Source organism: Microbacterium rhizosphaerae, from assembly GCF_034120055.1.
Classification (GTDB): Bacteria; Actinomycetota; Actinomycetes; order Actinomycetales; family Microbacteriaceae; genus Microbacterium; species Microbacterium rhizosphaerae.
The window spans coordinates 544,202-568,439 of record NZ_CP139368.1; the positions used below are offsets into that span (position 1 = coordinate 544,202).

The 24,238-nt window shown below is 66.5% G+C and carries 24 protein-coding genes and 4 pseudogenes; 14 read left to right on the forward strand and 14 right to left on the reverse strand.

Annotated features, from left to right (window positions below; all coding sequences use genetic code 11):
* Nucleotides 1–1,021: 1,021 nt before the first annotated feature.
* Complete coding sequence (locus SM116_RS02530) at nucleotides 1,022–1,780, reverse strand: IclR family transcriptional regulator (RefSeq protein WP_320942895.1); 759 nt, start codon at nucleotides 1,778–1,780, stop codon at nucleotides 1,022–1,024.
* A 202-nt stretch (nucleotides 1,781–1,982) separates the two neighbouring features.
* Here SM116_RS02530 and SM116_RS02535 point away from each other — a divergent pair, with 202 nt between their 5' ends.
* From SM116_RS02535 to SM116_RS02550, 4 genes are read left to right on the forward strand one after another with little or no spacing between them, the layout of a single operon-like run.
* Entirely contained in the window at nucleotides 1,983–3,386 is a 1,404-nt protein-coding gene (locus SM116_RS02535; protein ID WP_320942896.1) for an NAD(P)-dependent malic enzyme, read from the forward strand.
* Nucleotides 3,383–5,008, forward strand: a complete 1,626-nt coding sequence (gene aceB, locus SM116_RS02540; protein WP_320942897.1) for a malate synthase A — start codon at nucleotides 3,383–3,385, stop codon at nucleotides 5,006–5,008. The genes SM116_RS02535 and aceB overlap by 4 nt, the downstream gene beginning before the upstream one ends.
* Nucleotides 5,005–6,249, forward strand: a complete 1,245-nt coding sequence (locus SM116_RS02545) for a DUF6986 family protein (RefSeq protein ID WP_320942898.1) — start codon at nucleotides 5,005–5,007, stop codon at nucleotides 6,247–6,249. Before aceB ends, SM116_RS02545 begins: the two co-directional genes overlap by 4 nt.
* A 16-nt stretch (nucleotides 6,250–6,265) precedes the next feature.
* Nucleotides 6,266–7,078 (forward strand): bifunctional allantoicase/(S)-ureidoglycine aminohydrolase, encoded by an 813-nt coding sequence (locus SM116_RS02550; protein WP_320942899.1) that lies wholly within the window; start codon nucleotides 6,266–6,268, stop codon nucleotides 7,076–7,078.
* Between the two features lie 51 nt (nucleotides 7,079–7,129).
* Here SM116_RS02550 and SM116_RS02555 read toward each other — a convergent pair whose 3' ends face one another.
* The 7 genes from SM116_RS02555 to SM116_RS02585 all read right to left on the reverse strand — a co-directional run bounded on the left by SM116_RS02555 (nucleotide 7,130) and on the right by SM116_RS02585 (nucleotide 11,971).
* Nucleotides 7,130–7,339 (reverse strand): hypothetical protein, encoded by a 210-nt coding sequence (locus SM116_RS02555; protein WP_320942900.1) that lies wholly within the window; start codon nucleotides 7,337–7,339, stop codon nucleotides 7,130–7,132.
* 160 nt (nucleotides 7,340–7,499) lie between these two features.
* Nucleotides 7,500–8,828, reverse strand: coding sequence for a phosphoribosyltransferase family protein (locus tag SM116_RS02560; RefSeq protein ID WP_320942901.1), 1,329 nt, complete (start codon nucleotides 8,826–8,828; stop codon nucleotides 7,500–7,502).
* Between the two features lie 83 nt (nucleotides 8,829–8,911).
* Entirely contained in the window at nucleotides 8,912–9,052 is a 141-nt protein-coding gene (locus tag SM116_RS02565) for a hypothetical protein (protein ID WP_320942902.1), read from the reverse strand.
* A gap of 205 nt (nucleotides 9,053–9,257) precedes the next feature.
* Nucleotides 9,258–10,226: an aldo/keto reductase gene (locus tag SM116_RS02570; RefSeq protein ID WP_320942903.1), complete on the reverse strand. Its 969-nt coding sequence runs from the start codon at nucleotides 10,224–10,226 to the stop codon at nucleotides 9,258–9,260.
* The gene (locus tag SM116_RS02575) at nucleotides 10,223–10,552 is read right to left on the reverse strand and encodes a ubiquitination-like system serine protease family protein (RefSeq protein ID WP_320942904.1); all 330 of its coding nucleotides are present in this window, start codon (nucleotides 10,550–10,552) and stop codon (nucleotides 10,223–10,225) included. Before SM116_RS02575 ends, SM116_RS02570 begins: the two co-directional genes overlap by 4 nt.
* Nucleotides 10,549–11,736 carry a ThiF family adenylyltransferase gene (locus tag SM116_RS02580; RefSeq protein ID WP_320942905.1) on the reverse strand — a complete coding sequence of 396 codons (1,188 nt, stop codon included), beginning with the start codon at nucleotides 11,734–11,736 and terminating at the stop codon, nucleotides 10,549–10,551. The genes SM116_RS02575 and SM116_RS02580 overlap by 4 nt, the downstream gene beginning before the upstream one ends.
* Nucleotides 11,711–11,971 carry a multiubiquitin domain-containing protein gene (locus SM116_RS02585; RefSeq protein ID WP_320942906.1) on the reverse strand — a complete coding sequence of 87 codons (261 nt, stop codon included), beginning with the start codon at nucleotides 11,969–11,971 and terminating at the stop codon, nucleotides 11,711–11,713. The genes SM116_RS02580 and SM116_RS02585 overlap by 26 nt, the downstream gene beginning before the upstream one ends.
* Nucleotides 11,972–12,013: 42 nt before the next feature.
* On the opposite strand from SM116_RS02585, the gene SM116_RS02590 reads away from it, so the two are divergent.
* From SM116_RS02590 to SM116_RS02605, 5 genes are all read left to right on the forward strand, one after another.
* Nucleotides 12,014–12,403, forward strand: coding sequence for a hypothetical protein (locus SM116_RS02590; protein WP_320942907.1), 390 nt, complete (start codon nucleotides 12,014–12,016; stop codon nucleotides 12,401–12,403).
* Nucleotides 12,404–12,419: 16 nt separating this feature from the next.
* On the forward strand, nucleotides 12,420–13,547 hold the full coding sequence (locus tag SM116_RS02595; protein WP_320942908.1) for a helix-turn-helix domain-containing protein: 1,128 nt from the start codon (nucleotides 12,420–12,422) through the stop codon (nucleotides 13,545–13,547).
* A 442-nt stretch (nucleotides 13,548–13,989) separates the two neighbouring features.
* Complete coding sequence (locus tag SM116_RS02600; RefSeq protein WP_320942909.1) at nucleotides 13,990–14,670, forward strand: hypothetical protein; 681 nt, start codon at nucleotides 13,990–13,992, stop codon at nucleotides 14,668–14,670.
* Nucleotides 14,671–14,704: 34 nt separating this feature from the next.
* Nucleotides 14,705–15,070 (forward strand): hypothetical protein, encoded by a 366-nt coding sequence (locus SM116_RS18455; RefSeq protein WP_488168372.1) that lies wholly within the window; start codon nucleotides 14,705–14,707, stop codon nucleotides 15,068–15,070.
* A 441-nt stretch (nucleotides 15,071–15,511) separates the two neighbouring features.
* Nucleotides 15,512–16,021 (forward strand): hypothetical protein, encoded by a 510-nt coding sequence (locus tag SM116_RS02605; protein ID WP_320942910.1) that lies wholly within the window; start codon nucleotides 15,512–15,514, stop codon nucleotides 16,019–16,021.
* Nucleotides 16,022–16,116: 95 nt separating this feature from the next.
* Here the strand turns inward: SM116_RS02605 and SM116_RS02610 are convergent.
* A pseudogene (locus SM116_RS02610) lies at nucleotides 16,117–16,368 on the reverse strand (transposase); the annotation flags it as partial.
* 272 nt (nucleotides 16,369–16,640) lie between these two features.
* On the opposite strand from SM116_RS02610, the gene SM116_RS02615 reads away from it, so the two are divergent.
* From SM116_RS02615 to SM116_RS02625, 4 genes are all read left to right on the forward strand, one after another.
* Nucleotides 16,641–17,876, forward strand: coding sequence for an IS110 family RNA-guided transposase (locus SM116_RS02615; RefSeq protein ID WP_320944126.1), 1,236 nt, complete (start codon nucleotides 16,641–16,643; stop codon nucleotides 17,874–17,876).
* 152 nt (nucleotides 17,877–18,028) lie between these two features.
* On the forward strand, nucleotides 18,029–18,328 hold the full coding sequence (locus tag SM116_RS02620) for a hypothetical protein (protein WP_320942911.1): 300 nt from the start codon (nucleotides 18,029–18,031) through the stop codon (nucleotides 18,326–18,328).
* Nucleotides 18,329–18,362: 34 nt separating this feature from the next.
* The gene (locus tag SM116_RS18460; protein WP_488168372.1) at nucleotides 18,363–18,728 is read left to right on the forward strand and encodes a hypothetical protein; all 366 of its coding nucleotides are present in this window, start codon (nucleotides 18,363–18,365) and stop codon (nucleotides 18,726–18,728) included.
* 441 nt (nucleotides 18,729–19,169) lie between these two features.
* Nucleotides 19,170–19,679, forward strand: a complete 510-nt coding sequence (locus tag SM116_RS02625) for a hypothetical protein (protein ID WP_320942910.1) — start codon at nucleotides 19,170–19,172, stop codon at nucleotides 19,677–19,679.
* 95 nt (nucleotides 19,680–19,774) lie between these two features.
* On the opposite strand, the pseudogene SM116_RS02630 reads toward SM116_RS02625, so the two are convergent.
* Nucleotides 19,775–20,026 (reverse strand): annotated as a pseudogene (locus SM116_RS02630) (transposase); the annotation flags it as partial.
* Nucleotides 20,027–20,280: 254 nt separating this feature from the next.
* Between SM116_RS02630 and SM116_RS02635 the strand changes: the two are divergent.
* Nucleotides 20,281–21,207, forward strand: a pseudogene (locus SM116_RS02635) (IS110 family RNA-guided transposase); the annotation flags it as partial.
* A gap of 94 nt (nucleotides 21,208–21,301) precedes the next feature.
* On the opposite strand, the gene SM116_RS18420 reads toward SM116_RS02635, so the two are convergent.
* From SM116_RS18420 to SM116_RS02650, 4 genes and pseudogenes are all read right to left on the reverse strand, one after another.
* Nucleotides 21,302–22,495, reverse strand: a complete 1,194-nt coding sequence (locus tag SM116_RS18420) for an IS256 family transposase (protein ID WP_430438690.1) — start codon at nucleotides 22,493–22,495, stop codon at nucleotides 21,302–21,304.
* A gap of 139 nt (nucleotides 22,496–22,634) precedes the next feature.
* A pseudogene (locus tag SM116_RS18425) lies at nucleotides 22,635–23,189 on the reverse strand (RHS repeat-associated core domain-containing protein); the annotation flags it as partial.
* A gap of 255 nt (nucleotides 23,190–23,444) precedes the next feature.
* Nucleotides 23,445–23,774: a carboxymuconolactone decarboxylase family protein gene (locus SM116_RS02645; protein WP_320942912.1), complete on the reverse strand. Its 330-nt coding sequence runs from the start codon at nucleotides 23,772–23,774 to the stop codon at nucleotides 23,445–23,447.
* Entirely contained in the window at nucleotides 23,771–24,181 is a 411-nt protein-coding gene (locus SM116_RS02650) for a (R)-mandelonitrile lyase (RefSeq protein ID WP_320942913.1), read from the reverse strand. The genes SM116_RS02645 and SM116_RS02650 overlap by 4 nt, the downstream gene beginning before the upstream one ends.
* Nucleotides 24,182–24,238: the final 57 nt, after the last annotated feature.

The following is a 24,238-nucleotide window of genomic DNA, read 5'->3' on the forward strand; positions in this document are numbered from 1 at the left end:
TCTCCTCAGGTCCGGCGTCGTGCGCCAAACGGCACGACTCAACGTGCTTCGGGGATCCCGAGTCCTCGCGCCGCTCTGCGCTCGATCCGTACGTGCGACGGACTGCGCCGGCAGCGCGCGCGGATGCGGCGAGTCTACGCCGGACCAGTGCTGCGCCAGAGGCCCCGGAATCGCGGGTGGCTGATTCCGTCAGCAGGTCTCAGGCGCCGTGGGCGAACCAGTTGCGCCAGGAGAAGGAGCGGATGCGGCCGCGATCGGCATCCATGCGCATCGGGGTCTCCTCTCCGTTGAGTTCCGAGATGCGGAAGGGCACTTCTATTTCTCGGAAATGGTACGGGATGGGGGGCGTTGGGTCAACCCACCCTGGGTGCTTGCCGCTCATGTTCGCCTGTCACGTTCGCCTGTCGCGTTCACCTGTCGCATTCACGGCCACGGGCCGAGGATGGTGACAGGTGAAGCGCCGCTGGCGCTGCTTGCCTGTCATGTTCACGGGCACGGGTCCGGGCACGGGTCGAGGATGGTGACAGGTGAGGCGCGTCCTGGCTGCTCGCCTGTCATGTTCACGGCCACGGGCCGAGGATGGTGACAGGTGAGGCGCGTCAGGTGGGGCGCGTCGGTCGAGGGGCACCCAGCGCTGCTCGCCTGTCACATTCACGGGCACGGGTCGAGGATGGTGACAGGTGAAGCATCGCTGGCGCTGCTTGCCTGTCATGTTCACGGGCACGGGCCGAGGATGGCGACAGGTGAAGCGTCGCCCGGGCTGCTCGCCTGTCACGTTCACGGCCACGGGCCGAGGATGGTGACAGGTGGGGCGCGTCAGGTGGGGCGCGTCGGTCGAGGGGCACCCAGCGCTGCTCGGCTGTCACGTTCACGGCCACGGGCCGAGGATGGTGACAGGTGAGGCGCGTCAGGTGAGGCGCGTCAGGTGGGGCGCGTCGGTCGAGGGGCACCCAGCGCTGCTCGCCTGTCATGTTCACGGCCACGGGCCGAGGATGGTGACAGGTGAGGCACCCGAGGGGGTCTACTCGGCGTTGGCGAGGGCGGAGATCTCCCGGGCGATCTCGTGCAGCACCGGCACCGCGCGCTCGCCGAACGCGTCGTCGACCCGCGTGCGCGGTCCCGAGACCGACACGGCGGTCGGCACGGGCATGTTCGGCACGGCCATCGCGTAGCAGCGGACGCCGATGTCCTGCTCGCCGTCGTCGATCGCGTAGCCGCGGCGGCGGATCTCGGCGAGGTCGGCGAGGAGCTTGTCGACGCTGTCGATCGTGTGCTCGGTGGCGCGGGGGAGGCCGGCGCGACTGACGATGTCGCGCACTTCGACGTCGTCGAGCTGGGCGAGGATCGCCTTGCCCACGCCCGAGTTGTGCATGTAGACGCGACGGCCGACCTCGGTGAACATGCGCATCGCGTGCGGTGAGGGCGCCTGCGAGACGTAGATGACGCGATCGCCGTCGATCGTGGCCAGGTTGGCGGTCTCGCCGAGGCGCTCGACGAGGTCTTTGAGCTGCGGCATCGCGATGTGGCCGAACTGGCGGTTCGCGACCTCGCCGAGGCGCACGAGGCGCGGGCCGAGCGCATATCGGCGGTTCTGCAGCTGACGGGCGTAGCCGAGCGACACGAGCGTGCGCAAGAGGCGGTGGATCGTCGGAAGCGGCAGGCCCGCGGACGTCGACAGTTCGCTCAGGGTCACGCTTCCACCCGCGTCGGCGATGAGTTCGAGCAGGTCGAAGACCCGCGCGACGGACTTCACGCCCTCGCCGGCAGCCGCTGTCGACATGTATGGCCCTCCTCGATGGATGCGGGCAAAGATATCCGCATGGTGGAAAACATCGTGTCGTGCCACACTACCCCACGGAAGGCTCGGCCGAGATCCGGTTCTGGTATGCCATTGCATTTCCGTATTGCAGACGATAATATCCGTAATGCGAAAGAACCAGGAAGCGACTGAGCCGGCCGACGGCTCCCCGAGAGGACGATCAATGGCGAACCCGAGTCCCGGATACTCCATCCAGCTGCGAGCAGAGGCAGCGGTGCGCGGAACCGCCACCAGCGAGATCGTCGCGGCGATCACGGAGACCGGGGCGCTCGTCCACGGGCTCACCGTCGACGACACGGGCCACGAGCGGCTCATCCTCGACCTCAACGTCTACACATCCGGCGTCGCGCATGCCGAGCGGGTCGCGCAGGCGGTCGCCGCGATCGCCGGCGTCGCGGTGCTCGAGTCGGCCGACCGCGTGTTCGCGCTGCACGAGGGCGGCAAGCTGAGCGTCGAGCCGACGGCTCCGCTGCTCGACCGCGACGACCTCTCGCGCGCCTACACGCCGGGCGTCGCCCGCGTGTGCCTCGACATCGCGGCCAACCCCGACAACGCGAAGCGCTACACGGTCAAGGGCAACACCGTCGCCGTGGTGACGGACGGCTCGGCCGTCCTGGGTCTCGGCAACATCGGGGCCGCGGCATCCCTCCCCGTCATGGAGGGCAAGGCAGTGCTGTTCAAGCAGTTCGCGGGAGTGGATGCGTGGCCGGTCGCACTCGACACGCAGGACACCGAGGAGATCATCTCGATCGTGAAGGCCCTGGCACCCGTATACGGCGGCATCAACCTCGAGGACATCGCCGCCCCGCGCTGCTTCGAGATCGAGCGGCGCCTGCGCGAAGAGCTCGACATCCCTGTCTTCCACGACGACCAGCACGGCACCGCGATCGTGACGCTCGCAGCGCTCGCCAACGCGCTCAAGCTCACCGGCAAGAGCATCGGCGACGTCAAGATCGTGATCTCCGGGGTCGGGGCCGCGGGCAACGCGATCATCCAGCTGCTGCAGGCGGAGGGTGCGCAGCACATCGTCGCCGCGGGCCGCTCGGGCATCATCCACATGGGCGAGACGTACGCGGATGCGCACCGCCAGTGGATCGCCGAGAACACCAACCCCGAAGGCCGCATCGGCACGCTCGCCGACGCCCTCGTCGGAGCCGACGTCTTCATCGGCGTCTCGGCGCCGAACCTCCTCGGCGAGGTCGAGCTCGCGAGCATGGCCTCGGATGCGATCGTCTTCGCGATGGCCAACCCCGATCCCGAGGTCGACCCGACGGTCGCCGCGCGCTATGCCGCCGTCGTCGCGACCGGCCGCAGTGACTTCCCCAACCAGATCAACAACGTCCTGGCGTTCCCGGGCCTCTTCCGCGGCCTGCTCGACGCCCAGGCATCCGACATCACGACCGAGATGCTCGTCGGCGCCGCGCGTGCGATCGCATCGTGCGTCAGCGACGACGAGCTGAACGCGCAGTACATCATCCCCAGCGCGTTCGACGAGAACGTCGCCAGAGCCGTGGCGTCGTCCGTCGCCGAGGCAGCCCGTGCAGCAGAAGGAGCACTTGTCCCATGACCATCGAGATCACCCGACCCGCCCGGGTCGAAGGCGCCGATGAGATCCTCACCCCCGAAGCCCTCGCGTTCGTCGAGGAGCTGCACCACCGCTTCGCGGGGCGACGCGACGAGCTGCTGGCCGCCCGCCGCGTGAAGCGCGAGGAGGTCGCGCGGACCGGCACCCTCGACTTCCTCGCCGAGACGCGCGCCATCCGCGACGGCGACTGGCAGGTCGCGCCGGCTCCCGCCGCGCTCATCGACCGCCGTGTCGAGATCACCGGCCCCGCGGCCGATCCCAAGATGGCCATCAACGCGCTCAACTCCGGCGCGAAGGTCTGGCTCGCAGACCTCGAGGATGCGACGAGCCCGACGTGGGAGAACCAGGTGGGCAGCATCCGCATCCTGCGCGACGCGGCCCGCGGCACGCTGACGTACACCTCCCCGCTCGGCAAGCGATACGCGCTCCGCAACGACATCGAGCGCCCCACCGTCGTCGCGCGTCCGCGCGGCTGGCACCTGCCCGAGAACCATGTGCTCGTCGACGGCGAGGTCGCGGTCGGCGCGCTCGTCGACTTCGGGCTGCACGTCTTCCACACAGCGCGCCTCCTCATCGAGAGCGGCGCGGGCCCCTACTACTACCTGCCCAAGATGGAGAGCCACCGCGAAGCACGGCTGTGGAACGACGTCTTCACGTACGCGCAGGAGGCTCTCGGCATCCCCTACGGCACGATCCGCGCCACGGTGCTGATCGAGACCATCACGGCAGCGTATGAGATGGAGGAGATCCTCTACGAGCTGCGCGACCACGCCTCGGGCCTGAACGCCGGCCGCTGGGACTACCTGTTCAGCTTCATCAAGGTCTTCCGCGACCAGGGCGCCGAGTTCACGGTCCCCGACCGCGCGGACGTCTCGATGACCGCGCCCTTCATGCGCGCCTACACGGAGCTGCTCGTCAAGACCTGCCACAAGCGCGGCGCCTTCGCCGTCGGCGGCATGGCGGCGTTCATTCCGAGCCGCAAGGACCCGGAGGCCGCGGAGGCGGCCTTCGCGAAGGTGCGCGCGGACAAGACCCGCGAGGCCGGCGACGGGTTCGACGGCTCGTGGGTCGCGCACCCCGGACTCGTCGAGGTCTGCCGGGAGGTGTTCGACGGCGTGCTCGGCGACCGACCGAACCAGCTCGACAGGCAGCGTCCCGAGGTTTCGGTGACCGCCGAGCAGCTCATCGACGTCGCCTCCGCTCCCGGGCGCGTCACCGAGGCGGGCCTGCGCACCAACCTCTATGTCTCGGTCGCGTATGTCGCGGTCTGGCTGTCGGGCAACGGCGCGGTCGGCATCCACAATCTGATGGAGGATGCCGCGACCGCCGAGATCTCGCGCTCGCAGGTGTGGCAGCAGCTGCGCAACGGCGTGGTGCTCGAGGACACCGGCGAGGTCGTCACCCCGGAGCTCGTCGCGCGCGTGCTCGCCGAGGAGGTCGAGCGCCTGCGCGGCGAGGTCGACCCGGCCAGGTTCGACCGCTACTACGTGCCTGCCGCCGCGCTCGTGTCGGACATCTGCCTCAGCGAGGAGTACGTCGACTTCCTGACCCTGCCCGCGTACGAGCTGCTCGACGCGATCGAGATGGAGGACGCCGTCGCATGATGCTGACCCCCGACGACCTCGCACGGATCGACGCGAAGCTCGCCGCCACCGACGAGCTGCTCGCGACCGCCTACCCGGGCGACAGCGGTGCCCGTCAGCCCGTGCACACCGTGTACGTGCCGGCCGACCGCTACACGCCCGACCTGCCCGCCCGCTGGGGTGCCGACGCGCTCGCGGCGGTGGATGCCGCAGGCGGCATGGAGGCGCTCGCCGAGCGCGTCGGCATCGCTCCGGAACTCGTCGCGCCGGTCGCGGCCCGCGCGGCCGCCAAGCTCGCGGCCGAGCCGATCGAGGATCTGCGGATCGACTTCGAGGACGGCTATGGCGATCGGGGGGATGCCGAGGACGCCGAGGCCGTACGGGCCGCGCAGCAGGTGTCCGAGGCCGTCGCCTCCGGGCAGGCGCCGCCGTTCATCGGCATCCGGTTCAAGTGCTTCGAGCGGCCCACCCGCGCTCGCGGCCTCCGTACGCTCGACCTCTTCATCGGCGGACTGATGGATGCCGGCGGCCTGCCCGACGGGCTCGTCCTCACGCTGCCGAAGGTCTCGACCGTCGCGCAGGTCGAGGCGATGGCGGATGCTGCGGCCGCCCTCGAGCGCGGGCACGGCCTGCCAGAGGGCCGCATCCGGTTCGAGGTGCAGGTCGAGACCCCGCAGCTGATCCTCGGCGCGAACGGGCGGTCGCCGCTCGCAGAGCTGCCCACCGCCGTACCTGGGCGGATCTCGTCGTTCCACTACGGCACGTACGACTACAGCGCCTCGCTCGGCATCGCCGCCGGGTACCAGTCGATGGAGCACCCGGTCGCAGACCTCGCCAAGGGCGTGATGCAGCTGGCCGTGGCCGGGACCGGCATCCATCTGTCCGACGGGTCGACCAACATCCTGCCGATCGGCGACCGCACCGAGGAGGCGTGGGCGCTGCACGCGCGGCTCGTGCGCCGGTCGCTCGAGCGCGGGTTCTCCCAGGGCTGGGACCTGCACGCCCACCAGCTGCCGACGCGGTACCTCGCGACCTACGCGTTCTACCGGGAGGGCTGGCCGGAGGCGGCGTCGCGCCTGCGCGGCTACCTCGAGCAGACGCCCGGAGCCGTGCTCGACGAGCCGGCGACCGCCCGCGCGCTGGCGTGGTTCGTCGCCCGCGGCGTACAGTGCGGAGCCATCGGCACGGACGAGGTCGCCGACGGCATCGGCATCGACGAGAGCGCGCTGCTCGCGCTCGCACATCCGCGGCGCGCGGCCTGATACCCGAAGGGACACCATGGGTTACTACACCCCCGCGGGCGGCCTGCCCCCGCAGACCGACCTGCTCACCGACCGCGCGGTCGTCAAGCTCGCGTACACGTTCATCCCGAAGGGGGTGCTGCGCGACATCGTGACCTCGAGTCTCCCGGGGTTCACCGACACCCGTGCGTGGGTCATCGCGCGGCCGACGCCGAGCTCGGCGACCACCTTCTCGCAGCTGATCGTCGAGATCGCCCCCGGCGGCGGCGCGCCGAAGCCCGAGGTGGAGGCCGGCGTCGAGGGCGTCGTCTTCGTGACGACCGGGGCGCTGACCCTGACGCTCGAGGGGGAGCAGCACGTGCTCGAGGAGGGCGGCTACGCCTTCATCGCGCCGGGCGCGCAGTGGTCGCTGGCCAATGAGGGCGACGAGGTCACGAGCTTCCACTGGATCCGCAAGGCGTATGAATTCTTGGACGGCGTTGCGGCGCCGGCATCCTTCGTCACGCGCGACCAGGACATCGAACCTGTCGCGATGCCCGACACCGATGGCGTGTGGGCCACCACCCGGTTCTCGGATGCGTCGGACATGGCGCACGACATGCAGGTCAACATCGTCACATTCCAGCCCGGCGGGTCGATCCCGTTCGCCGAGACACACGTCATGGAGCACGGCCTGTTCGTGCTGCAGGGCAAGGCCGTCTACCGCCTGAACGACGACTGGGTCGAGTGCGAGGCCGGCGACTACATGCTGCTGCGCGCCTTCTGCCCGCAGGCCTGCTACGCGGGCGGCCCCGAGCCGTTCCGCTACCTGCTGTACAAGGACATGAACCGGCAGATTCGCCTCACCTGAGCCGCCATCCGCGGTGACGCCGGTGGGCGGCGTGCGATACGTCGCAGGGAGTCAGTCGTCTCCTCGTCCCCGTGGACCGTAGACGATGATCGCGGTCACGGGGATCAGCAGGAAGAAGATCCAACTCCACGCCCAGGCATTCTGCATGCCGACGAGGAAGAACAGAGCGACGGCGACGAACGGCGACAGGGCCACCAACGTCGTTCCGATCCGCCCCCCGAGCGGCCGCCTCGGCCCGCTCGCCCTCTCATCACGACTCATCGGATTCTCCGTTCCGTTGTTGCCGGCCGCACCGCATGAAGTGACGGTCGTCCTCTCAGCATCCGACTTCGCAGCGCGATGCAGCAGGGACCTTCGTCACCTGCGCGCTCTGCCCGCTGGAGCTCGGGATCACGTGGGCGTCGCGGTGTCCTCGCGCACGTCATCCACGATCGGCGGCTGCGGCGGGCGACCGTTGGATGGAGAGATGGTCGGCGAACCACGCGCCTGCAAGTGAGGCGACCTGTTCCAGCGCCCCGGGTTCCTCGAACAGGTGCGTGGCGCCCGGCACGATCTCGAGCCGTGTCGGGCACCGCATCCTCGATTGTGCGAGCCGGTTCAGTTCCAGCACCTCGTGATCCGCACCGCCCACGATGAACAGTGTCGGCGCAGTCACCTGCACCAGCATCGGGCCGGCGAGATCGGGACGCCCTCCCCTCGACACGATCGCCGTGATGTCCGCACCCTGCTCGCCGGCCGCCGCGAGCGCCGCCGCCGCGCCGGTGCTGGCGCCGAAGTAGCAGACCCGCAGACCAGCCGTCCCGTCATTCTCGCGAACCCATGCAGTCGCCGCCGCGAGCCGACTCGCCAGGAGGTCGATGTCGAAGACGAGCCGGCGATCGTGCTCCTCATCTGGGACGAGCAGGTCGAGCAGCAGTGTCGCGATCCCCCGACCGTTGAGGACGGATGCGACGTACCGGTTGCGGGGGCTGAATCTCGAGCTGCCACTGCCGTGAGCGAACAGCACGATACCGGTCGCGTCGTCCGGAACGGTCAAGGAGCCGGCGAGGCTCGCGTCTCTGGTCTGCACGAACACCTCGGGATCCGTCGCCCCGACCGTGCCTCCCGACGGCGCGGAGCGAGTGGATGCCCGGGCAAGCAGCCGTTCCACCTCGTCATCCGGTGTCTGTGAGAAGTCGCGATACGCCTGACCGACCGCGTAGTAGTCCGCAGGCTGGAAGAGGCAGATGACTTCGTCGGCGTCGGGGTGAAGACGTTCCGCGGCGCCGGGTGGCCCGACCGGGGCGGCCAGGACGACCCGCGAGGCTCCGAGTGCTCGCGCAACGCGACATGCCGCCCGCGCTGTGGAACCCGTCGCGATGCCGTCATCCACGATGATGACCGTCTTCCCGGCCAGTGGCACCGCCCGGCGACCGTCTCGGAACCGTGTGATGCGCCGCTCCAATTCGCTACGTTCCCGACGTTCCACGTCCTCGAGCTCGTCCGGCGAGACGCCGGCCATCCGGACCAGATCCTCATCGACGACCCGGACGCCGTTCTCACCGATCGCTCCCAGAGCGAGTTCCGGTTGGTAGGGGACGCCGAGCTTGCGCACGACAAGCACATCAAGCGGCGCGTGCAATGCCGATGCGACCTCGAAGGCGACCGGCACACCCCCGCGCGGAAGCCCCACAACGACAGGACGCTCGGCGGCGAGCGCGCTGAGACGCCCCGCGAGAAGGCGGCCCGCCTCGGAACGATCCTTGAACATGACGGCCCTCGTTTCTCCTCTGACGGAATGCCGGCGATACCAACCGCGCGGGTCACGGGTTCGCCTCCCGCGGAATGAGCGTCCTAGTCGTGCCCTGTCGACGCGTCCGGCGCTGCGGTGGTATCGGTGACCAGTGCGGTGATGTCGATGGGCCGGGTGGCCGGCAGGGTGATCGCCGCGGGGTCGATCGGGTCGGCCAGCTGGATCGGCCGGCGACTGTTCATCCCGCGCCTCCGGGGGGTGTCAGTGATGGGTGCGGCGCGGTCGGCCCCGTCCCGCTCTGGACAGGATGCGCGACGCCGCGCCGCCGAGTCGGGACTTTGGACCCGCGACCGCCGGTTCTCCGACCGGGCCTCTTGCCGAGGCTCCGGGTGCCCGGAGGTCTTCGCAGGTGACCACGGATGCGGGAGGCGCGCATCCGTACGAGGGTCACCACCAGAAAGGTGGTTGTGTCACATAGCGGTCACCGATCAGTGTGACTTCGTCGTCGGTGAGTTCGATGTCGAGCGCGGCGACAGCGTCAGTGAGGTGGTGGGGTTTGGTGGCTCCCACGATAGGGGCGGCGACGACGGGGTTCTTCAGCACCCAGGCCAGAGCGATCTGGGCCATGGGCACGCCGCGATGGGCGGCGACGGACTCGACGGCGTCGATGACCGGACCGTCGACGTCTGCGTCGAACGCCTTGGCGACCTCGTCTGCACGAGACCGGTCCGTTTCGACTCCGCGCGGCCGCGCGAGCCGACCCTTCGCGTTCGGTGAGTAGGGGACGAGGCCGACGCCGAGGTCGGCGCACAGCGGGATCATCTCGCGCTCTTCCTCGCGTTTGAGCGCGTTGTACTGGTCCTGCATCGCCGAGAACGCGCTCCAGCCGTGCACGGCGGCCGCGGTCTGCAGTTTGGCGAATTGCCAGGCCCACATACTGGATGCGCCGAGGTACCGGACCTTGCCGGCGCGCACCAGCCCGTCCAGGGTCTCCATGGTCTCCTCGACGGGGACGTCGGGGTCGAAGCGGTGGATGTAGTAGAGGTCGATGTAGTCCGTGCCCAGGCGCGTCAGGGACGCGTCGACCTGCTCGAGGATCGCAGTGCGCGAGAGTCCTGACCCGCCCGGGCCGTCGTGCATCTTCCCGAACACCTTGGTGGCGACCAGGATGTCCTCGCGACGGGAGAACCGTCGGATCGCCCGGCCGACGTACTCTTCGCTGGTGCCTTGCTGGTACCCGTTCGCGGTGTCCCAGAGCGTGATGCCCAGTTCGACCGCCTGCCGGAAGAACGGCGCCGCAGCGTCCTCGTCGAGGGTCCAGTTGTGCAGCCCGCGCGTCGGGTCGCCGTAGCTCATGCAGCCCAGGGCGAGGCGCGGGACCCGCAGCCCGGTGTTGCCCAGTCGCGTGTACTTCATGCGCCGTGCCTCTCTTCGATGATCAGTTGAGAGTTCGGGTCTGGATTGCCTCGCTGCCAGATGATCTGGCTTTCGCGGATGATGTAGTGCGATCGGCAGGGGAGGGCGCCGTTACCGATCGAGGGGGTGAGCGTGATCGTCTCTCCGTCGTAGCAGAGGCGCCAGGAGCCGGGGCCGAGCGGTGTGACGACCTCGTGCCCGCAACCGCACATGCAGGAGTGGATCGCGGTGGAGTGTTCCATCGACACGTAGAGGACGCCGGGGTCGAGTTCCTGGGGGATCTCGGCGCGGAAGCGAACACCTGCGAGTCGGTTTCGACGCGTCACGGTGCGCTGTCTTGGTTGATGATCTCGTTGCCGTCGACGATGTAGGTCATGTCGTGTTCGTGCTCGCTGTCGACGTAGAATCCTGCGAGCTTCTTCCAGCGGACGACGGCCATGAGTGCGTTCAGCGCGTTCATCTCTGCGACCTGCAGGTTGGTTGAGTACGCGTTGTCCGCCACCGGATCGCCCAGCGGGATTCTCCCGAGGTCGTGCACGTGCTCGCGCTTGTTCGGGGTGCTGGTCGTGACGCGCAGTTGTCCGCGAACCTGGTCGTCGTCGGTGAGGGAGAGTCCCATTCCACAGTCAATGAACGTGACAGCGACCTGTTCGAGGTGCTCAATGATCGGGCGCTTCGCAGCGCTCTCGTCGACGGCAACGAACACGACGTCCATGGTGTCCAGCCCGGAGACGTTCTCCGTGGTGATCGCATACGGGTGCGGGATCACGCCGCGTCGGAGAGCTCCGAACGTTGTCGCCCAGTGTTCGACCTTGGTGGGCTGCGCTCGGAGCTCAGCGAGTGTCACGGCGCCCGGTGCCCGGAAGGCGTTGTGCGTCAGGAGCCGGTCTCCGTCGTAGAGGTGGATCTCCTGAACGGGGGTTTTCGCGACGGCATCGAGGATGTATGCGCCTGTTCCGCCGAGGCCGATGATCGCGATCCGCTGCCCACGGAGCTTTTCGTTGGCGCTGGTCGTTCCTGCCCTTGCGCTGGCAGTGTCCTCGTACAGGAAGACGGACTCCTCGGGGGACGTTTCGACCGGTTGGAATGTCCGCGGGTCGACTGTCGGGTCAAGGGCCCGCGCCTGATCGGACAGGATGCTCGCGTAGGCGGTGACCTTCTCGTAGAAGTCGGGGTAGGTCCCGGACATCGGCTTGCTGGAGAAGGAAAAGTTGAAGGTCAGCCCGCCGATCGTCTCGACGATGTTGCTGTGCCGGATCGGTTCGAGGGCTTGTCCTGTCGGCGTGCAGGGATATTCGCCGGCGAACTTCATCACGTGTGTTTGCGGCTGGACGGTGCTGTCGCCGCAGAGATCGAGGACGCAGGCGAGGGCGCCGAGGCGAACCGTGCGGGACTCATCGACGTAGGGAATGTCTCGTACGACGAGATGACCATCGGCGATGCGGATGTCGAAGCCCTCCGCCCGTAGGCGGCTCAGGTCTGAACTACGAGCGATTGGTGACGTCGACATGGAACTCCATCCCCTCCTTGACCTTGACGGACTGGCCGGCTGCGAGGGTGCCGCTCTTGTTACCCTCGCCGCGGCGGTAGCTGACGCGGTACTGCGCCTCGCCGCCGGTACCATCCGGGAAGGCGAGTTGGACGAGCTCCTCGAAGGTGATGTCGCCCTTCTCGAGCTGGAACGGGCGTGCGTTGATGGTGACCGTGACCGGCTTCTTGTGTGCCGCTGTTGTGTCGATCGACACGTGGCCCTCCTTGGGGCGTAGAGTGTTTTATGCACCGGATCGGTGCACAATACGGAGTCTACATCAAGAATCATTTACCTGCGGGGTAAACGTTTGAATTTCGCGTGGAGCTCGGTCGACCTGCATGAGATCTGCTCGTCGAGGAACGGCCTGGACATCGCCGCGCCCAGCAGTGCTGGCGACATACGGCTGCTCCTCACGCTGCTCGGCCGAGCAGATGACCTCGGCCAGGTTGGCCGGCTGAACTGCGCCACGGTCGAACATTCGGGCGCCAGCGTCGTAGTGAGACTCGGCGCGATCGAGATCGACGCCACGCTGGTGCAACTCGCGGGTGGGCCTCAGCACCAGGCCCCCGAACTCCACGCGAGGGTGGGCCTCATGATCGAACAGATTCGCGTGGCAGGTCAGCCGTTACTACGCGCGGCAGGATGACAAGGGAGGAGCGCACGTGAACACGCAACGCGTACAGGACCTTGAGGACTTCGTCCCCGAGTGGGATGCCCCAAATCCCGGAACGCTGATTCAGCGAGAGCTAGACGCAACTGGGCGGACGCAGGCCGACCTGGCTGACCGTATGAGCATCAGCAAGAAGCACCTCAACCAGGTGATCAAGGGGGCGAGCCTCACGCCTGAGTTCTCACTCGCGATCGAGCGCGCCCTCGGGATCGATGCACGACTCCTGCTCCGTATGGAAGCCGAGTGGCGAGCAGCGCGCCTCATCGACGAATCGCGAGCGAGCCTTGCGCAGCACGTCGGATGGGTGAACACCTTCAAGGGAGAGGACGTGCGCCGCGGCATCACTCACGCGAGCGACGATCAGGTCACCCGTGTCGAGAAGCTGTTGCGCTTCTTCGGCGTCAGCGATCCGGCCGCCTACGACCGCACGTGGCTCAAGTTGGAAGCCAGCTTCAAGCGCAGCAGCGCGTTCAACATCGACGAGCACGCCACGGCGCTCTGGATCCAACTCGCTGTCCGCCAAGCGGACGCCATCGCAGCCGACGCGCCCGACTACGACGCCGGGAAGCTCCGTATCGCCGCGAAGAAGCTCCCAAGCCTGACCCTGAAGGAGCCAGAGGCAGCATTCGTGGAGCTGCAGCAGGAGCTGTTGGGGGCGGGCGTCATCCTCGTCTACGTCGAGGAGATGCCGGATACGCGAGTCTCTGGTGTCTCACTGTGGCTGCCGAACGATCGCCCGATGATCGCTGTGACCGGTCGCTACAAGTTCGCCGACTCGCTGTGGTTCGCGATCGCCCACGAGATAGCCCACGTGCTGCACCACCTCAAACGAACTACCTTCCTGGAGATCTCGTCCGACGAAATGGAGGAGCGCTTCCACCACGGCGACGCCGCCGACCACCAGGAAACGCAAGCCAACACGTACGCCTCGAATCTTCTCCTTGCTGGACTTAGCGAGGCTGAACTGCGCTCGGTGGCCACCAAAGAGGAGCTCCTCGAGCTTGCCGGGGCGCTTCATGTGTCCCCGGGAGTTCTAGCCGGTCAGTACGCTCACCTCACGAATGACTGGGCAAAGTTCGGAAAGCTACGAACGAAGGCGGATCTGTCGAGCCTGCCGTGACGCCGGGGCAACTTGCCTTGTCGGGAGAAGACCGTCACGGCCCCCTCAGCTTCCAGCTGCTCGTGGCCTGGGGCACACCTCGCCTTTCACGCGCGCCTCGCGAAGATGCCGTTGCTCGGCCAGCTGCGCCCCGAGATCCGGGTACCGCTTGTTCGTACCCACCTGTACAGGATAGATAAAGCGTTCTAAACTGATGTATCCGAGGGCGTTCTGAGATTCGCCGATAATGTCTCTTATGTAGGTCAGATGCGTCGGTGCCGGAGCCTGCGCCACTCCGCGGCCCCGGAACCCGCGCAGCGGCTGTGAAACGGGACACAATACTCCGGCTGCGTTCATGACCGCGTCCCCCATGTTTCCTACTTCGCATGGAGAAAATCTGCATTACCGTCATCCCAGGTCGCCTGGCTGAGGCGGTCTCAGGATGCGACAGAGGAATGTTCGGATGAAGAAGATGACCATGATTCAAGCGGCGCTGCTTACCAGCATCGTCGTCATCGGTCTCGGTGCCACCGACGCGCAAGCGGCGACGTCGGCACCGACCGGCACTACGACGAGCGGGGTGTGGGCCGTGGTAACGAAGAACGGCGCAGTTCCGCTAGCACCCGGGGCAATCCACATGACGCCACCCCCAAAGAACACGCCGAAAGCTAAGCAAAGCACGGGCGGCGCCACACCATTCCTTCTCGATCCCGGCGCATCGTTCATGTGCTTGACGGTCGGCGAAGAAGGCCTTGACATCAGGGACTATGACTTCTACTGGAACGGGGGTACGCAGAGCATCTCCTTGCTATGCGGTACAAGCGCGTACGGTTACAGGCACATCATGAATGAACACGAGGGCGACTGGGAGGCGGTACAGAGGGCAGCTGGGGACTCCGGCGCGGACTACTCGTGGGACGACCTGATGTCCAACGGGATCGAAGCCTCCATCACCTACCCGACCTGGATAACCGGCCCGGACAGCAGTAACAAGTTCTGCGGAGAGTCATCATTGGCTTGGTTTCCGAACGGCGATCCCAACTCGACGCCAACGTATGTGCAGCGCGTCGAGACGATCCGGTCGAACAACAACAAGACCGTCATCACCTCCTTCCCCATCACCCCGACCGCACCGGGCTGTTAGACGTACGCGATCGAACATGACACGAACAATCCGAATGTTCCCCGATTCCGGGGTCGACTGGCCGTTCTGGGAGACCAGCAACGGACCCTCACAGCCCTCGCCCGCCGACCTCGGACTATCTGCCGAAGTCACGCGGCGGTTGCGTGATTGGGTGGACTTCTGGCGGATCCACTGTGAGGCTCAGCTGGCGTGGGACGCTGAGACGAACCGTCAGGCTTTCCTAAAGGACGGCGAAGAGCTGCGGGCAGCGGTCCTCGACGAGCTCCCGGAGGGCTTCGAAGTGACGCTGCTGCCAGGGATCTCAGGAACGGGGGAACCTGAGAGTCCGGCTCTGCCGCCCGCGAAGCGCAAGTCAGACCGGGGCCCTGGCATCTGGACGATACCTAATAAGAACCGATAGCAGCTCACAACGGTAAGAGTCCGCGGCAGTCGCTACCCGTGCAGTCGGCGTAGACTTATGTACGAATGTCACGCCTTTCACCACCGGCACTGCCTACGGGAACTGCGGCTCGGCCTCGATCACCATCTACAGCCTTGGTGCCGGACGGGCCTACATTAGCTGGTCGCTGCACTCCACGAGCGGACCCATCATCTACTACTCGGTAGCGACCCCATACTCGGGTACAGCCCATGCGGGCAGCTTCTCCTACAGCGGATGGTGGCCAGGTAATGACGCCGCCGGCGGCAACCCGGCAACAACAGGCAGCGGTTACGCCAGCACTTATCTCACCGGATCCGTCACTACGGCTCTCTACAACTGCACCGTGTACAACCCGTCGGCGTACACCTACGTTTGAGTGCCTGCTGACATGGCCTCTGATCTGTTCGTAGGGTGGCTTTCATGAGCAACGACGAAGGGTCGATGTACTGCGAACCGGTTTCAGACGAAGAGGCCGAGCGGCGGAGGGGAATGATCGCGGAGTTCTACGCGAGCAACACCCTTCCGCCGCTGTACCGTCTGTCAACGATGGCAGAACACGTCGACTGGGGCACCGCCATCACGGGCGCGCCGACGACAACCACGCAGTCGCGCTTCATCTTTGAGGCCGACACCCCTCCGGGTCATCGGTTCGAAGTTCATACGGTCGAGTTCGGCACCGTCGAGGAACTCCTCTTCGTCGCCTGGAGCACCAACTTCGCCGGTCTTCCCCCCGAAACTCCCACGCCGCCAGCGACCGTCCCTGTAACAATCGCTTCCGAGTCCTATCCGGGACAAGTCCTGGCCACGACACCGGATGGATGGGCGGTCTCCGTCCCAGCCCCAGAGCGCACCTTCTTGATAGTGGGTCCACGAGCTCTTCCGAGCTCCCTCTCACTCGTTCAGGCCGTTGTCGGCACGCCTGCAATGTGACCAGGAAAGTGCGCTAGCGAAACGCCAGGGCAACAGCTGCCGGTCAAGTCCTTTTGAGTGGTGTATTCGCTCATGTGTGATCCCTCGCCTGGTTGTTATGCGGTGAGGGCGCGGTAGTCGGGCTCGGGGACCTCCTCGTCGGCTGGTTGGGGTTCGCCGACGCGGCGGGCGCGGCTGAGCGCGTCGAGGCCGAGGTAGCGGCGCTGCTCGGCCCACTCGTCGTGCTGCTCGGCGAGGACCGCGCCGACGAGGCGGATGATCGCCTCCCGGTTGGGGAAGATGCCCACGACGTCGGTGCGGCGGCGGATCTCCCGGTTCAGCCGCTCGGTGGGGTTGTTACCGGGTATGAAAGTCGTGGGTGCCTCACGTGTTCGTCTGGCTGGCTGGGTCCTCGGGCTTGGTTCTACGGTGAGACCGTCCGGAACAGGGGCTCCTAGGGAAATCGGTATGGGCAGGCCGTTCTTGATCGATGGGCTGAGCGCCCGAATTGTTAGATGGCCGCCCTTGCGACTTGTCCGGCTGCGCCGTGAGCGCGAATCCGTAGGTGTCGGTTGCCCAACCCTTTCCCGCCTCAAAGAACGAGTGGGGAGAGGAACGCATCATGCCGAGATTCATCGGTTTGGACGTGCACCGCGACTTCGCGCAGATCGCGATCGTCGAGGCCGGGGTGGTGGTCGATGCCGGCAGGGTGGATTGCCGGCCGGAAGCGCTGCGGGCGTGGGCTGCTCAGCTGACCGTGGATGATCAGGTCGCTTTGGAGGCGACGGGCAACAGTGACGCGATCGCTGGACTGTTGTCACAACACGCGGGACGGGTGGTGGTGTCCAACCCGCTGAAGACGCGTGCGATCGCGGAAGCGAAGATCAAGACCGACAAGGTCGACGCGAGGATCCTCGCGCAGCTGCTCGCGGTGGACTTCCTGCCACCGGTCTGGCTGCCCGATGATCGCACCGCGATGCTGCGACGGATGAGCACGGCGAGAGCGAGTCTGGTCAGACAGCGCACGCAGACCAAGAACCGGGTGCATGCGGTGCTGCACCGGAACCTGATGCCGCGGCCACCTGCCACAGACCTGTTCGGCAAGACCGGACGGGCATGGCTCGAGACGCTGCCGCTGCCGAAGGACGAGCAGGACGCGGTCACGTCGCTGCTGCGACAGCTCGACTTCCTCAACACCGAGCTCGCCGCGGCGGACCGGGCGATCGCGCAGCAGGTGGTCGGCGACCAGGCGGTGCGCAGGCTGATGACCATCCCCGGCGTGGACGTGATCGTCGCGGTATCGATCATCGCCGCGGTCGGCGACTTCTCCCGGTTCGAGTCTCCCGACAAGCTCGTGGCGTATCTCGGGCTGCATCCGAAGGTCCGGCAGTCGGGGAACTCACCGGCGATCCACTCCCACATCACCAAGACGGGACGTGCGTCGACGAGAGGGATGCTGGTCGAGGCGGCATGGGTCGCGGCGAAAGCACCCGGACCGCTGCGGGCGTTCTACCACCGCGTCAAGAACCGGCGCGGGTTCCAAATCGCCGTGGTCGCGACCGCGCGCAAGATGCTCGTGCTCGCCTGGCACCTGGTCACCAAGGACGAGGACTACGCGTTCGCCCGGCCCAGCCTGGTCGCGTTCAAGCGCCGCAAACTCGAGCTGGCCGCCGGCGCCCCGAGAGACTCCCGCCGCGGAGCGGGCTACGACTACAACGACAAGCAGCTGCGCCGTTTCGAACGAGAACTGGTCCAGAAGAGCGAGCAGGCCTACGAACGCCTCGTCGCAAGCTGGCAACCATCCCGGCCGGCGGGCGCCGACCGGATCGACTTCCACCCCACCCCCGAGACGGAGACCACACCCGCGAGGACTTGACTATTTCATCCGTCGATCCCGGCGCATCGTTCATGTGCTTGACGGTCGGCGAAGAAGGCCTTGACATCAGGGACTATGACTTCTACTGGAACGGGGGTACGCAGAGCATCTCCTTGCTATGCGGTACAAGCGCGTACGGTTACAGGCACATCATGAATGAACACGAGGGCGACTGGGAGGCGGTACAGAGGGCAGCTGGGGACTCCGGCGCGGACTACTCGTGGGACGACCTGATGTCCAACGGGATCGAAGCCTCCATCACCTACCCGACCTGGATAACCGGCCCGGACAGCAGTAACAAGTTCTGCGGAGAGTCATCATTGGCTTGGTTTCCGAACGGCGATCCCAACTCGACGCCAACGTATGTGCAGCGCGTCGAGACGATCCGGTCGAACAACAACAAGACCGTCATCACCTCCTTCCCCATCACCCCGACCGCACCGGGCTGTTAGACGTACGCGATCGAACATGACACGAACAATCCGAATGTTCCCCGATTCCGGGGTCGACTGGCCGTTCTGGGAGACCAGCAACGGACCCTCACAGCCCTCGCCCGCCGACCTCGGACTATCTGCCGAAGTCACGCGGCGGTTGCGTGATTGGGTGGACTTCTGGCGGATCCACTGTGAGGCTCAGCTGGCGTGGGACGCTGAGACGAACCGTCAGGCTTTCCTAAAGGACGGCGAAGAGCTGCGGGCAGCGGTCCTCGACGAGCTCCCGGAGGGCTTCGAAGTGACGCTGCTGCCAGGGATCTCAGGAACGGGGGAACCTGAGAGTCCGGCTCTGCCGCCCGCGAAGCGCAAGTCAGACCGGGGCCCTGGCATCTGGACGATACCTAATAAGAACCGATAGCAGCTCACAACGGTAAGAGTCCGCGGCAGTCGCTACCCGTGCAGTCGGCGTAGACTTATGTACGAATGTCACGCCTTTCACCACCGGCACTGCCTACGGGAACTGCGGCTCGGCCTCGATCACCATCTACAGCCTTGGTGCCGGACGGGCCTACATTAGCTGGTCGCTGCACTCCACGAGCGGACCCATCATCTACTACTCGGTAGCGACCCCATACTCGGGTACAGCCCATGCGGGCAGCTTCTCCTACAGCGGATGGTGGCCAGGTAATGACGCCGCCGGCGGCAACCCGGCAACAACAGGCAGCGGTTACGCCAGCACTTATCTCACCGGATCCGTCACTACGGCTCTCTACAACTGCACCGTGTACAACCCGTCGGCGTACACCTACGTTTGAGTGCCTGCTGACATGGCCTCTGATCTGTTCGTAGGGTGGCTTTCATGAGCAACGACGAAGGGTCGATGTACTGCGAACCGGTTTCAGACGAAGAGGCCGAGCGGCGGAGGGGAATGATCGCGGAGTTCTACGCGAGCAACACCCTTCCGCCGCTGTACCGTCTGTCAACGATGGCAGAACACGTCGACTGGGGCACCGCCATCACGGGCGCGCCGACGACAACCACGCAGTCGCGCTTCATCTTTGAGGCCGACACCCCTCCGGGTCATCGGTTCGAAGTTCATACGGTCGAGTTCGGCACCGTCGAGGAACTCCTCTTCGTCGCCTGGAGCACCAACTTCGCCGGTCTTCCCCCCGAAACTCCCACGCCGCCAGCGACCGTCCCTGTAACAATCGCTTCCGAGTCCTATCCGGGACAAGTCCTGGCCACGACACCGGATGGATGGGCGGTCTCCGTCCCAGCCCCAGAGCGCACCTTCTTGATAGTGGGTCCACGAGCTCTTCCGAGCTCCCTCTCACTCGTTCAGGCCGTTGTCGGCACGCCTGCAATGTGACCAGGAAAGTGCGCTAGCGAAACGCCAGGGCAACAGCTGCCGGTCAAGTCCTTTTGAGTGGTGTATTCGCTCATGTGTGATCCCTCGCCTGGTTGTTATGCGGTGAGGGCGCGGTAGTCGGGCTCGGGGACCTCCTCGTCGGCTGGTTGGGGTTCGCCGACGCGGCGGGCGCGGCTGAGCGCGTCGAGGCCGAGGTAGCGGCGCTGCTCGGCCCACTCGTCGTGCTGCTCGGCGAGGACCGCGCCGACGAGGCGGATGATCGCCTCCCGGTTGGGGAAGATGCCCACGACGTCGGTGCGGCGGCGGATCTCCCGGTTCAGCCGCTCGGTGGGGTTGTTACCGGGTATGAAAGTCGTGGGTGCCTCACGTGTTCGTCTGGCTGGCTGGGTCCTCGGGCTTGGTTCTACGGTGAGACCGTCCGGAACAGGGGCTCCTAGGGAAATCGGTATGGGCAGGCCGTTCTTGATCGATGGGCTGAGCGCCCGAATTGTTAGATGGCCGCCCTTGCGACTTGTCCGGCTGCGCCGTGAGCGCGAATCCGTAGGTGTCGGTTGCCCAACCCTTTCCCGCCTCAAAGAACGAGTGGGGAGAGGAACGCATCATGCCGAGATTCATCGGTTTGGACGTGCACCGCGACTTCGCGCAGATCGCGATCGTCGAGGCCGGGGTGGTGGTCGATGCCGGCAGGGTGGATTGCCGGCCGGAAGCGCTGCGGGCGTGGGCTGCTCAGCTGACCGTGGATGATCAGGTCGCTTTGGAGGCGACGGGCAACAGTGACGCGATCGCTGGACTGTTGTCACAACACGCGGGACGGGTGGTGGTGTCCAACCCGCTGAAGACGCGTGCGATCGCGGAAGCGAAGATCAAGACCGACAAGGTCGACGCGAGGATCCTCGCGCAGCTGCTCGCGGTGGACTTCCTGCCACCGGTCTGGCTGCCCGATGATCGCACCGCGATGCTGCGACGGATGAGCACGGCGAGAGCGAGTCTGGTCAGACAGCGCACGCAGACCAAGAACCGGGTGCATGCGGTGCTGCACCGGAACCTGATGCCGCGGCCACCTGCCACAGACCTGTTCGGCAAGACCGGACGGGCATGGCTCGAGACGCTGCCGCTGCCGAAGGACGAGCAGGACGCGGTCACGTCGCTGCTGCGACAGCTCGACTTCCTCAACACCGAGCTCGCCGCGGCGGACCGGGCGATCGCGCAGCAGGTGGTCGGCGACCAGGCGGTGCGCAGGCTGATGACCATCCCCGGCGTGGACGTGATCGTCGCGGTATCGATCATCGCCGCGGTCGGCGACTTCTCCCGGTTCGAGTCTCCCGACAAGCTCGTGGCGTATCTCGGGCTGCATCCGAAGGTCCGGCAGTCGGGGAACTCACCGGCGATCCACTCCCACATCACCAAGACGGGACGTGCGTCGACGAGAGGGATGCTGGTCGAGGCGGCATGGGTCGCGGCGAAAGCACCCGGACCGCTGCGGGCGTTCTACCACCGCGTCAAGAACCGGCGCGGGTTCCAAATCGCCGTGGTCGCGACCGCGCGCAAGATGCTCGTGCTCGCCTGGCACCTGGTCACCAAGGACGAGGACTACGCGTTCGCCCGGCCCAGCCTGGTCGCGTTCAAGCGCCGCAAACTCGAGCTGGCCGCCGGCGCCCCGAGAGACTCCCGCCGCGGAGCGGGCTACGACTACAACGACAAGCAGCTGCGCCGTTTCGAACGAGAACTGGTCCAGAAGAGCGAGCAGGCCTACGAACGCCTCGTCGCAAGCTGGCAACCATCCCGGCCGGCGGGCGCCGACCGGATCGACTTCCACCCCACCCCCGAGACGGAGACCACACCCGCGAGGACTTGACTATTTCATCCGTCGACCAGATCTGCTTCCAGATCTCCTTCGGGAACACCGTGAACGCGAGGATCTCCTCCCGGGCTGCCTCGAGGTGCGCGAAGCTCTTGGGGAGCTTGTGTTCGAGGGCGTCGAGGACCCGGTCGAACTGGGCGTGCACCGCGTCGGCGTCGGGCTGGTCGAACACCGTCGAAAGGAGCGTCTTCACCCACGGCCACGAGCTCTTCGGCGTCGCCGCCATCAGGTTCGCCGCGTAATGCGTTCTGCATCTCTGCCACCCCGCCCCGGGCAGGGTCGCGCCGGCCGCGGCGACCAGCCCCGCGTGAGCGTCGCTGGTGACGAGCTTGACCCCGGTGAGGCCGCGGGCGACGAGGTCGCGGAAGAAGGTCAGCCAGCCGGCGCCGTCCTCGGTGGAGCTGACCTGCAGGCCGAGGATCTCCCGGTAACCCTCCGCGTTCACGCCGGTCGCCACCAGCACGGCGACCTTGATCACCCGGCCGCCCTCACGGACCTTCATCGTCAGGGCGTCCGCGGCGACGAACGAGTACGGGCCGGCATCCAGCGGGCGGGTGCGGAACTGCTCGACCTGCTCATCGAGGTCTTTCGCCATCTCGGAGACCTGCGACTTCGACAGCCCCGTGATCCCGAGGGTCTGCACCAGGTCCTCCATCCGCCGCGTCGAGACCCCGAGCAGGTAGCTGGTCGCGACGACCGTGGTCAGCGCGGCCTCCGCCCGGCGGCGGCGCTCCAGCAGCCAGTCCGGGAAGTAGGAACCCTGCTGACGGCGCTCAGCGAAGGACCGTGCGAAGAGCGCTAGGCAGGATTCCGAGCTGCAGCCAGTATGGAGAGGGCGGCGAGCAGGGCGGATAACGGGCTCTTCGGACATTCGGTGACCCCCACCGAATGTCCGAAGAGCCCCCAAAGCGGCATCCGACGATTGCCCCAACGCCAACGGCGCTGAACCCCACAGAAGCCCACGCGGCGGCCGTTGCGATGCGCCGTCCTTGCTTCGACCGCGTGAACTTCCGCATAGAGGCGTAACTGATGCCCTGGCACCTATGGTGGCGCGCACACTTCGGCGCCGGGATGCTGCGGTTGCCGTCGAGGTCGGTCATGTTGACCGGGTCGTTGGGGTAGTTGTACGCGGTGGTGTTGCCTCCGAGGACAGGGTCAACGGAGAGGAATCGGCCCAGGAGCGGAACGTACTGTCGGGCGCCCATCTCGATGGTGGCGATAGTGGATTCGTGCTCGTCGAGTTTCTGGTGCGTGCCCTCCCATCCGTAGCTCGCGCTCCGCGTCGTGTTTCCAGGCACGCTGTCGGCCGCCGTGGTGGTGTCGATGCGGTGGGTGGTCGGGTCGATCGGGTTGCCGAATGGGTCGTACCAGGCGAGTTGCCCCAACCGCACCCCCGCGCCATCGGTGGTGACCACCACGTCGCCGTGCAGGTCCCGAACGACCAGACGCTGGTGGACGCCTGCAGTGAGACGACAACTCCCCAGGCAGCGCGAGCGTCTGCTCGAGCACCGTCCCGGTGGTCGCGAGGGTGAAGTCCGGGGAGTCGCCGTCGCCCGTGAACCCATACCGGACCGTGACGCGGTCCCGCCGTTGGGGGTGGTGGTGCGGGACACGATCCGCCCGCTGAGGTCCCGCAGGTAGCTGACCATGGATCCGCCGGCAACGACGGTGGAGATGTGCCGACCGGTCTGGTCGTATCCGAGGGTCTGGTCGGAGAGGGTGGTGGTGTTCCCGGTCGTGTCGTACGCGAGTGTTCCCGCACCCAGGCTGCTCGCAGTGGGGGCGGCCCCAGTGACCCCGGTCGGGGCGGTAGTGGAGGTGAGCCGGCGTAGTACTCAAGTATCGCGCACGCCCGCTCGCAGCGGTGCACCGCAATCCGGACGATACGACATCGCAGCTGCTGTTCAGGTCTCACCCGAAGGGGTGGCGAACACGGCCCGGGCGACACCGATGGCGGACATGGCGCGAGGCCAGCCGACGTAGAACGCAAGATGCGTGATCTCTTCAATGATCTCCTGCTCGGTGAGCCCGTTCGACCGCGCGTAGTCGATGTGGAAGGTGAGCTGATCCACGGCCCCCAGACTGACGAGCGCGGCGATGGTGATCATGCTCCGGTCGCGCCGCGCCAGCTCGGCCCGCTCCCAGACCTCGTCGAACAGCACCTTGTCGGTGTACCGGGCGAGCGCAGGGGCGATGTCGCCAATGGAGTTCTGTCCGCCGGTCCATCCGGTCATCGTCTGGGTGTCCCTTCATAGTCGGCGTCGGTGATGTGCTCTTTCCAGATCGTGGTACCGCTGGGGTCGTCGCCGGCTTCGAGCATGGCGATGTGCTCCATGAACGTGCCGTGTGCGGCGGCGTGCCAGTGATCCTGCCCCGGTGGCGTGTACAGCGTCTGACCGGGACGCACCTCGATGATCTGGCCGTCCCGGGTACCGAAGCGCGCGATGCCCTGGGTGACTCGGAGATACTGTCCGCGAGCGTGCGAGTGCCAGGCAGTTCGTGCGCCCGGCGCGAACTTCACGATGGCGACGCTCATCCGCTGGTCGTCGTCATGCGGAGCGGCGACGACGTCGACCCAGACATCGCCGACGAATTGCTCCGGAGGATTCTTGACCGTCTGTGAGGGGGGCTCGATATTCATGGATGGTCCCTGCTGCCGCATGATGACGCTGTCTCGGGTGTATCCGGCACGCTCTCG

Bases quoted from the DNA above. Each gene is read 5' to 3' on its own strand.
- SM116_RS02530 (WP_320942895.1), bottom strand. From the start codon at position 1,780: ATGTCGACAGCGGCTGCCGGCGAGGGCGTGAAGTCCGTCGCGCGGGTC.
- SM116_RS02535 (WP_320942896.1), top strand. From the start codon at position 1,983: ATGGCGAACCCGAGTCCCGGATACTCCATCCAGCTGCGAGCAGAGGCA.
- aceB (WP_320942897.1), top strand. From the start codon at position 3,383: ATGACCATCGAGATCACCCGACCCGCCCGGGTCGAAGGCGCCGATGAG.
- SM116_RS02545 (WP_320942898.1), top strand. From the start codon at position 5,005: ATGATGCTGACCCCCGACGACCTCGCACGGATCGACGCGAAGCTCGCC.
- SM116_RS02550 (WP_320942899.1), top strand. From the start codon at position 6,266: ATGGGTTACTACACCCCCGCGGGCGGCCTGCCCCCGCAGACCGACCTG.
- SM116_RS02555 (WP_320942900.1), bottom strand. From the start codon at position 7,339: ATGAGTCGTGATGAGAGGGCGAGCGGGCCGAGGCGGCCGCTCGGGGGG.
- SM116_RS02560 (WP_320942901.1), bottom strand. From the start codon at position 8,828: ATGTTCAAGGATCGTTCCGAGGCGGGCCGCCTTCTCGCGGGGCGTCTC.
- SM116_RS02565 (WP_320942902.1), bottom strand. From the start codon at position 9,052: ATGAACAGTCGCCGGCCGATCCAGCTGGCCGACCCGATCGACCCCGCG.
- SM116_RS02570 (WP_320942903.1), bottom strand. From the start codon at position 10,226: ATGAAGTACACGCGACTGGGCAACACCGGGCTGCGGGTCCCGCGCCTC.
- SM116_RS02580 (WP_320942905.1), bottom strand. From the start codon at position 11,736: ATGTCGACGTCACCAATCGCTCGTAGTTCAGACCTGAGCCGCCTACGG.
- SM116_RS02600 (WP_320942909.1), top strand. From the start codon at position 13,990: ATGAAGAAGATGACCATGATTCAAGCGGCGCTGCTTACCAGCATCGTC.
- SM116_RS18455 (WP_488168372.1), top strand. From the start codon at position 14,705: ATGTTCCCCGATTCCGGGGTCGACTGGCCGTTCTGGGAGACCAGCAAC.
- SM116_RS02605 (WP_320942910.1), top strand. From the start codon at position 15,512: ATGAGCAACGACGAAGGGTCGATGTACTGCGAACCGGTTTCAGACGAA.
- SM116_RS02620 (WP_320942911.1), top strand. From the start codon at position 18,029: ATGAATGAACACGAGGGCGACTGGGAGGCGGTACAGAGGGCAGCTGGG.
- SM116_RS18460 (WP_488168372.1), top strand. From the start codon at position 18,363: ATGTTCCCCGATTCCGGGGTCGACTGGCCGTTCTGGGAGACCAGCAAC.
- SM116_RS02625 (WP_320942910.1), top strand. From the start codon at position 19,170: ATGAGCAACGACGAAGGGTCGATGTACTGCGAACCGGTTTCAGACGAA.
- SM116_RS02645 (WP_320942912.1), bottom strand. From the start codon at position 23,774: ATGACCGGATGGACCGGCGGACAGAACTCCATTGGCGACATCGCCCCT.
- SM116_RS02650 (WP_320942913.1), bottom strand. From the start codon at position 24,181: ATGAATATCGAGCCCCCCTCACAGACGGTCAAGAATCCTCCGGAGCAA.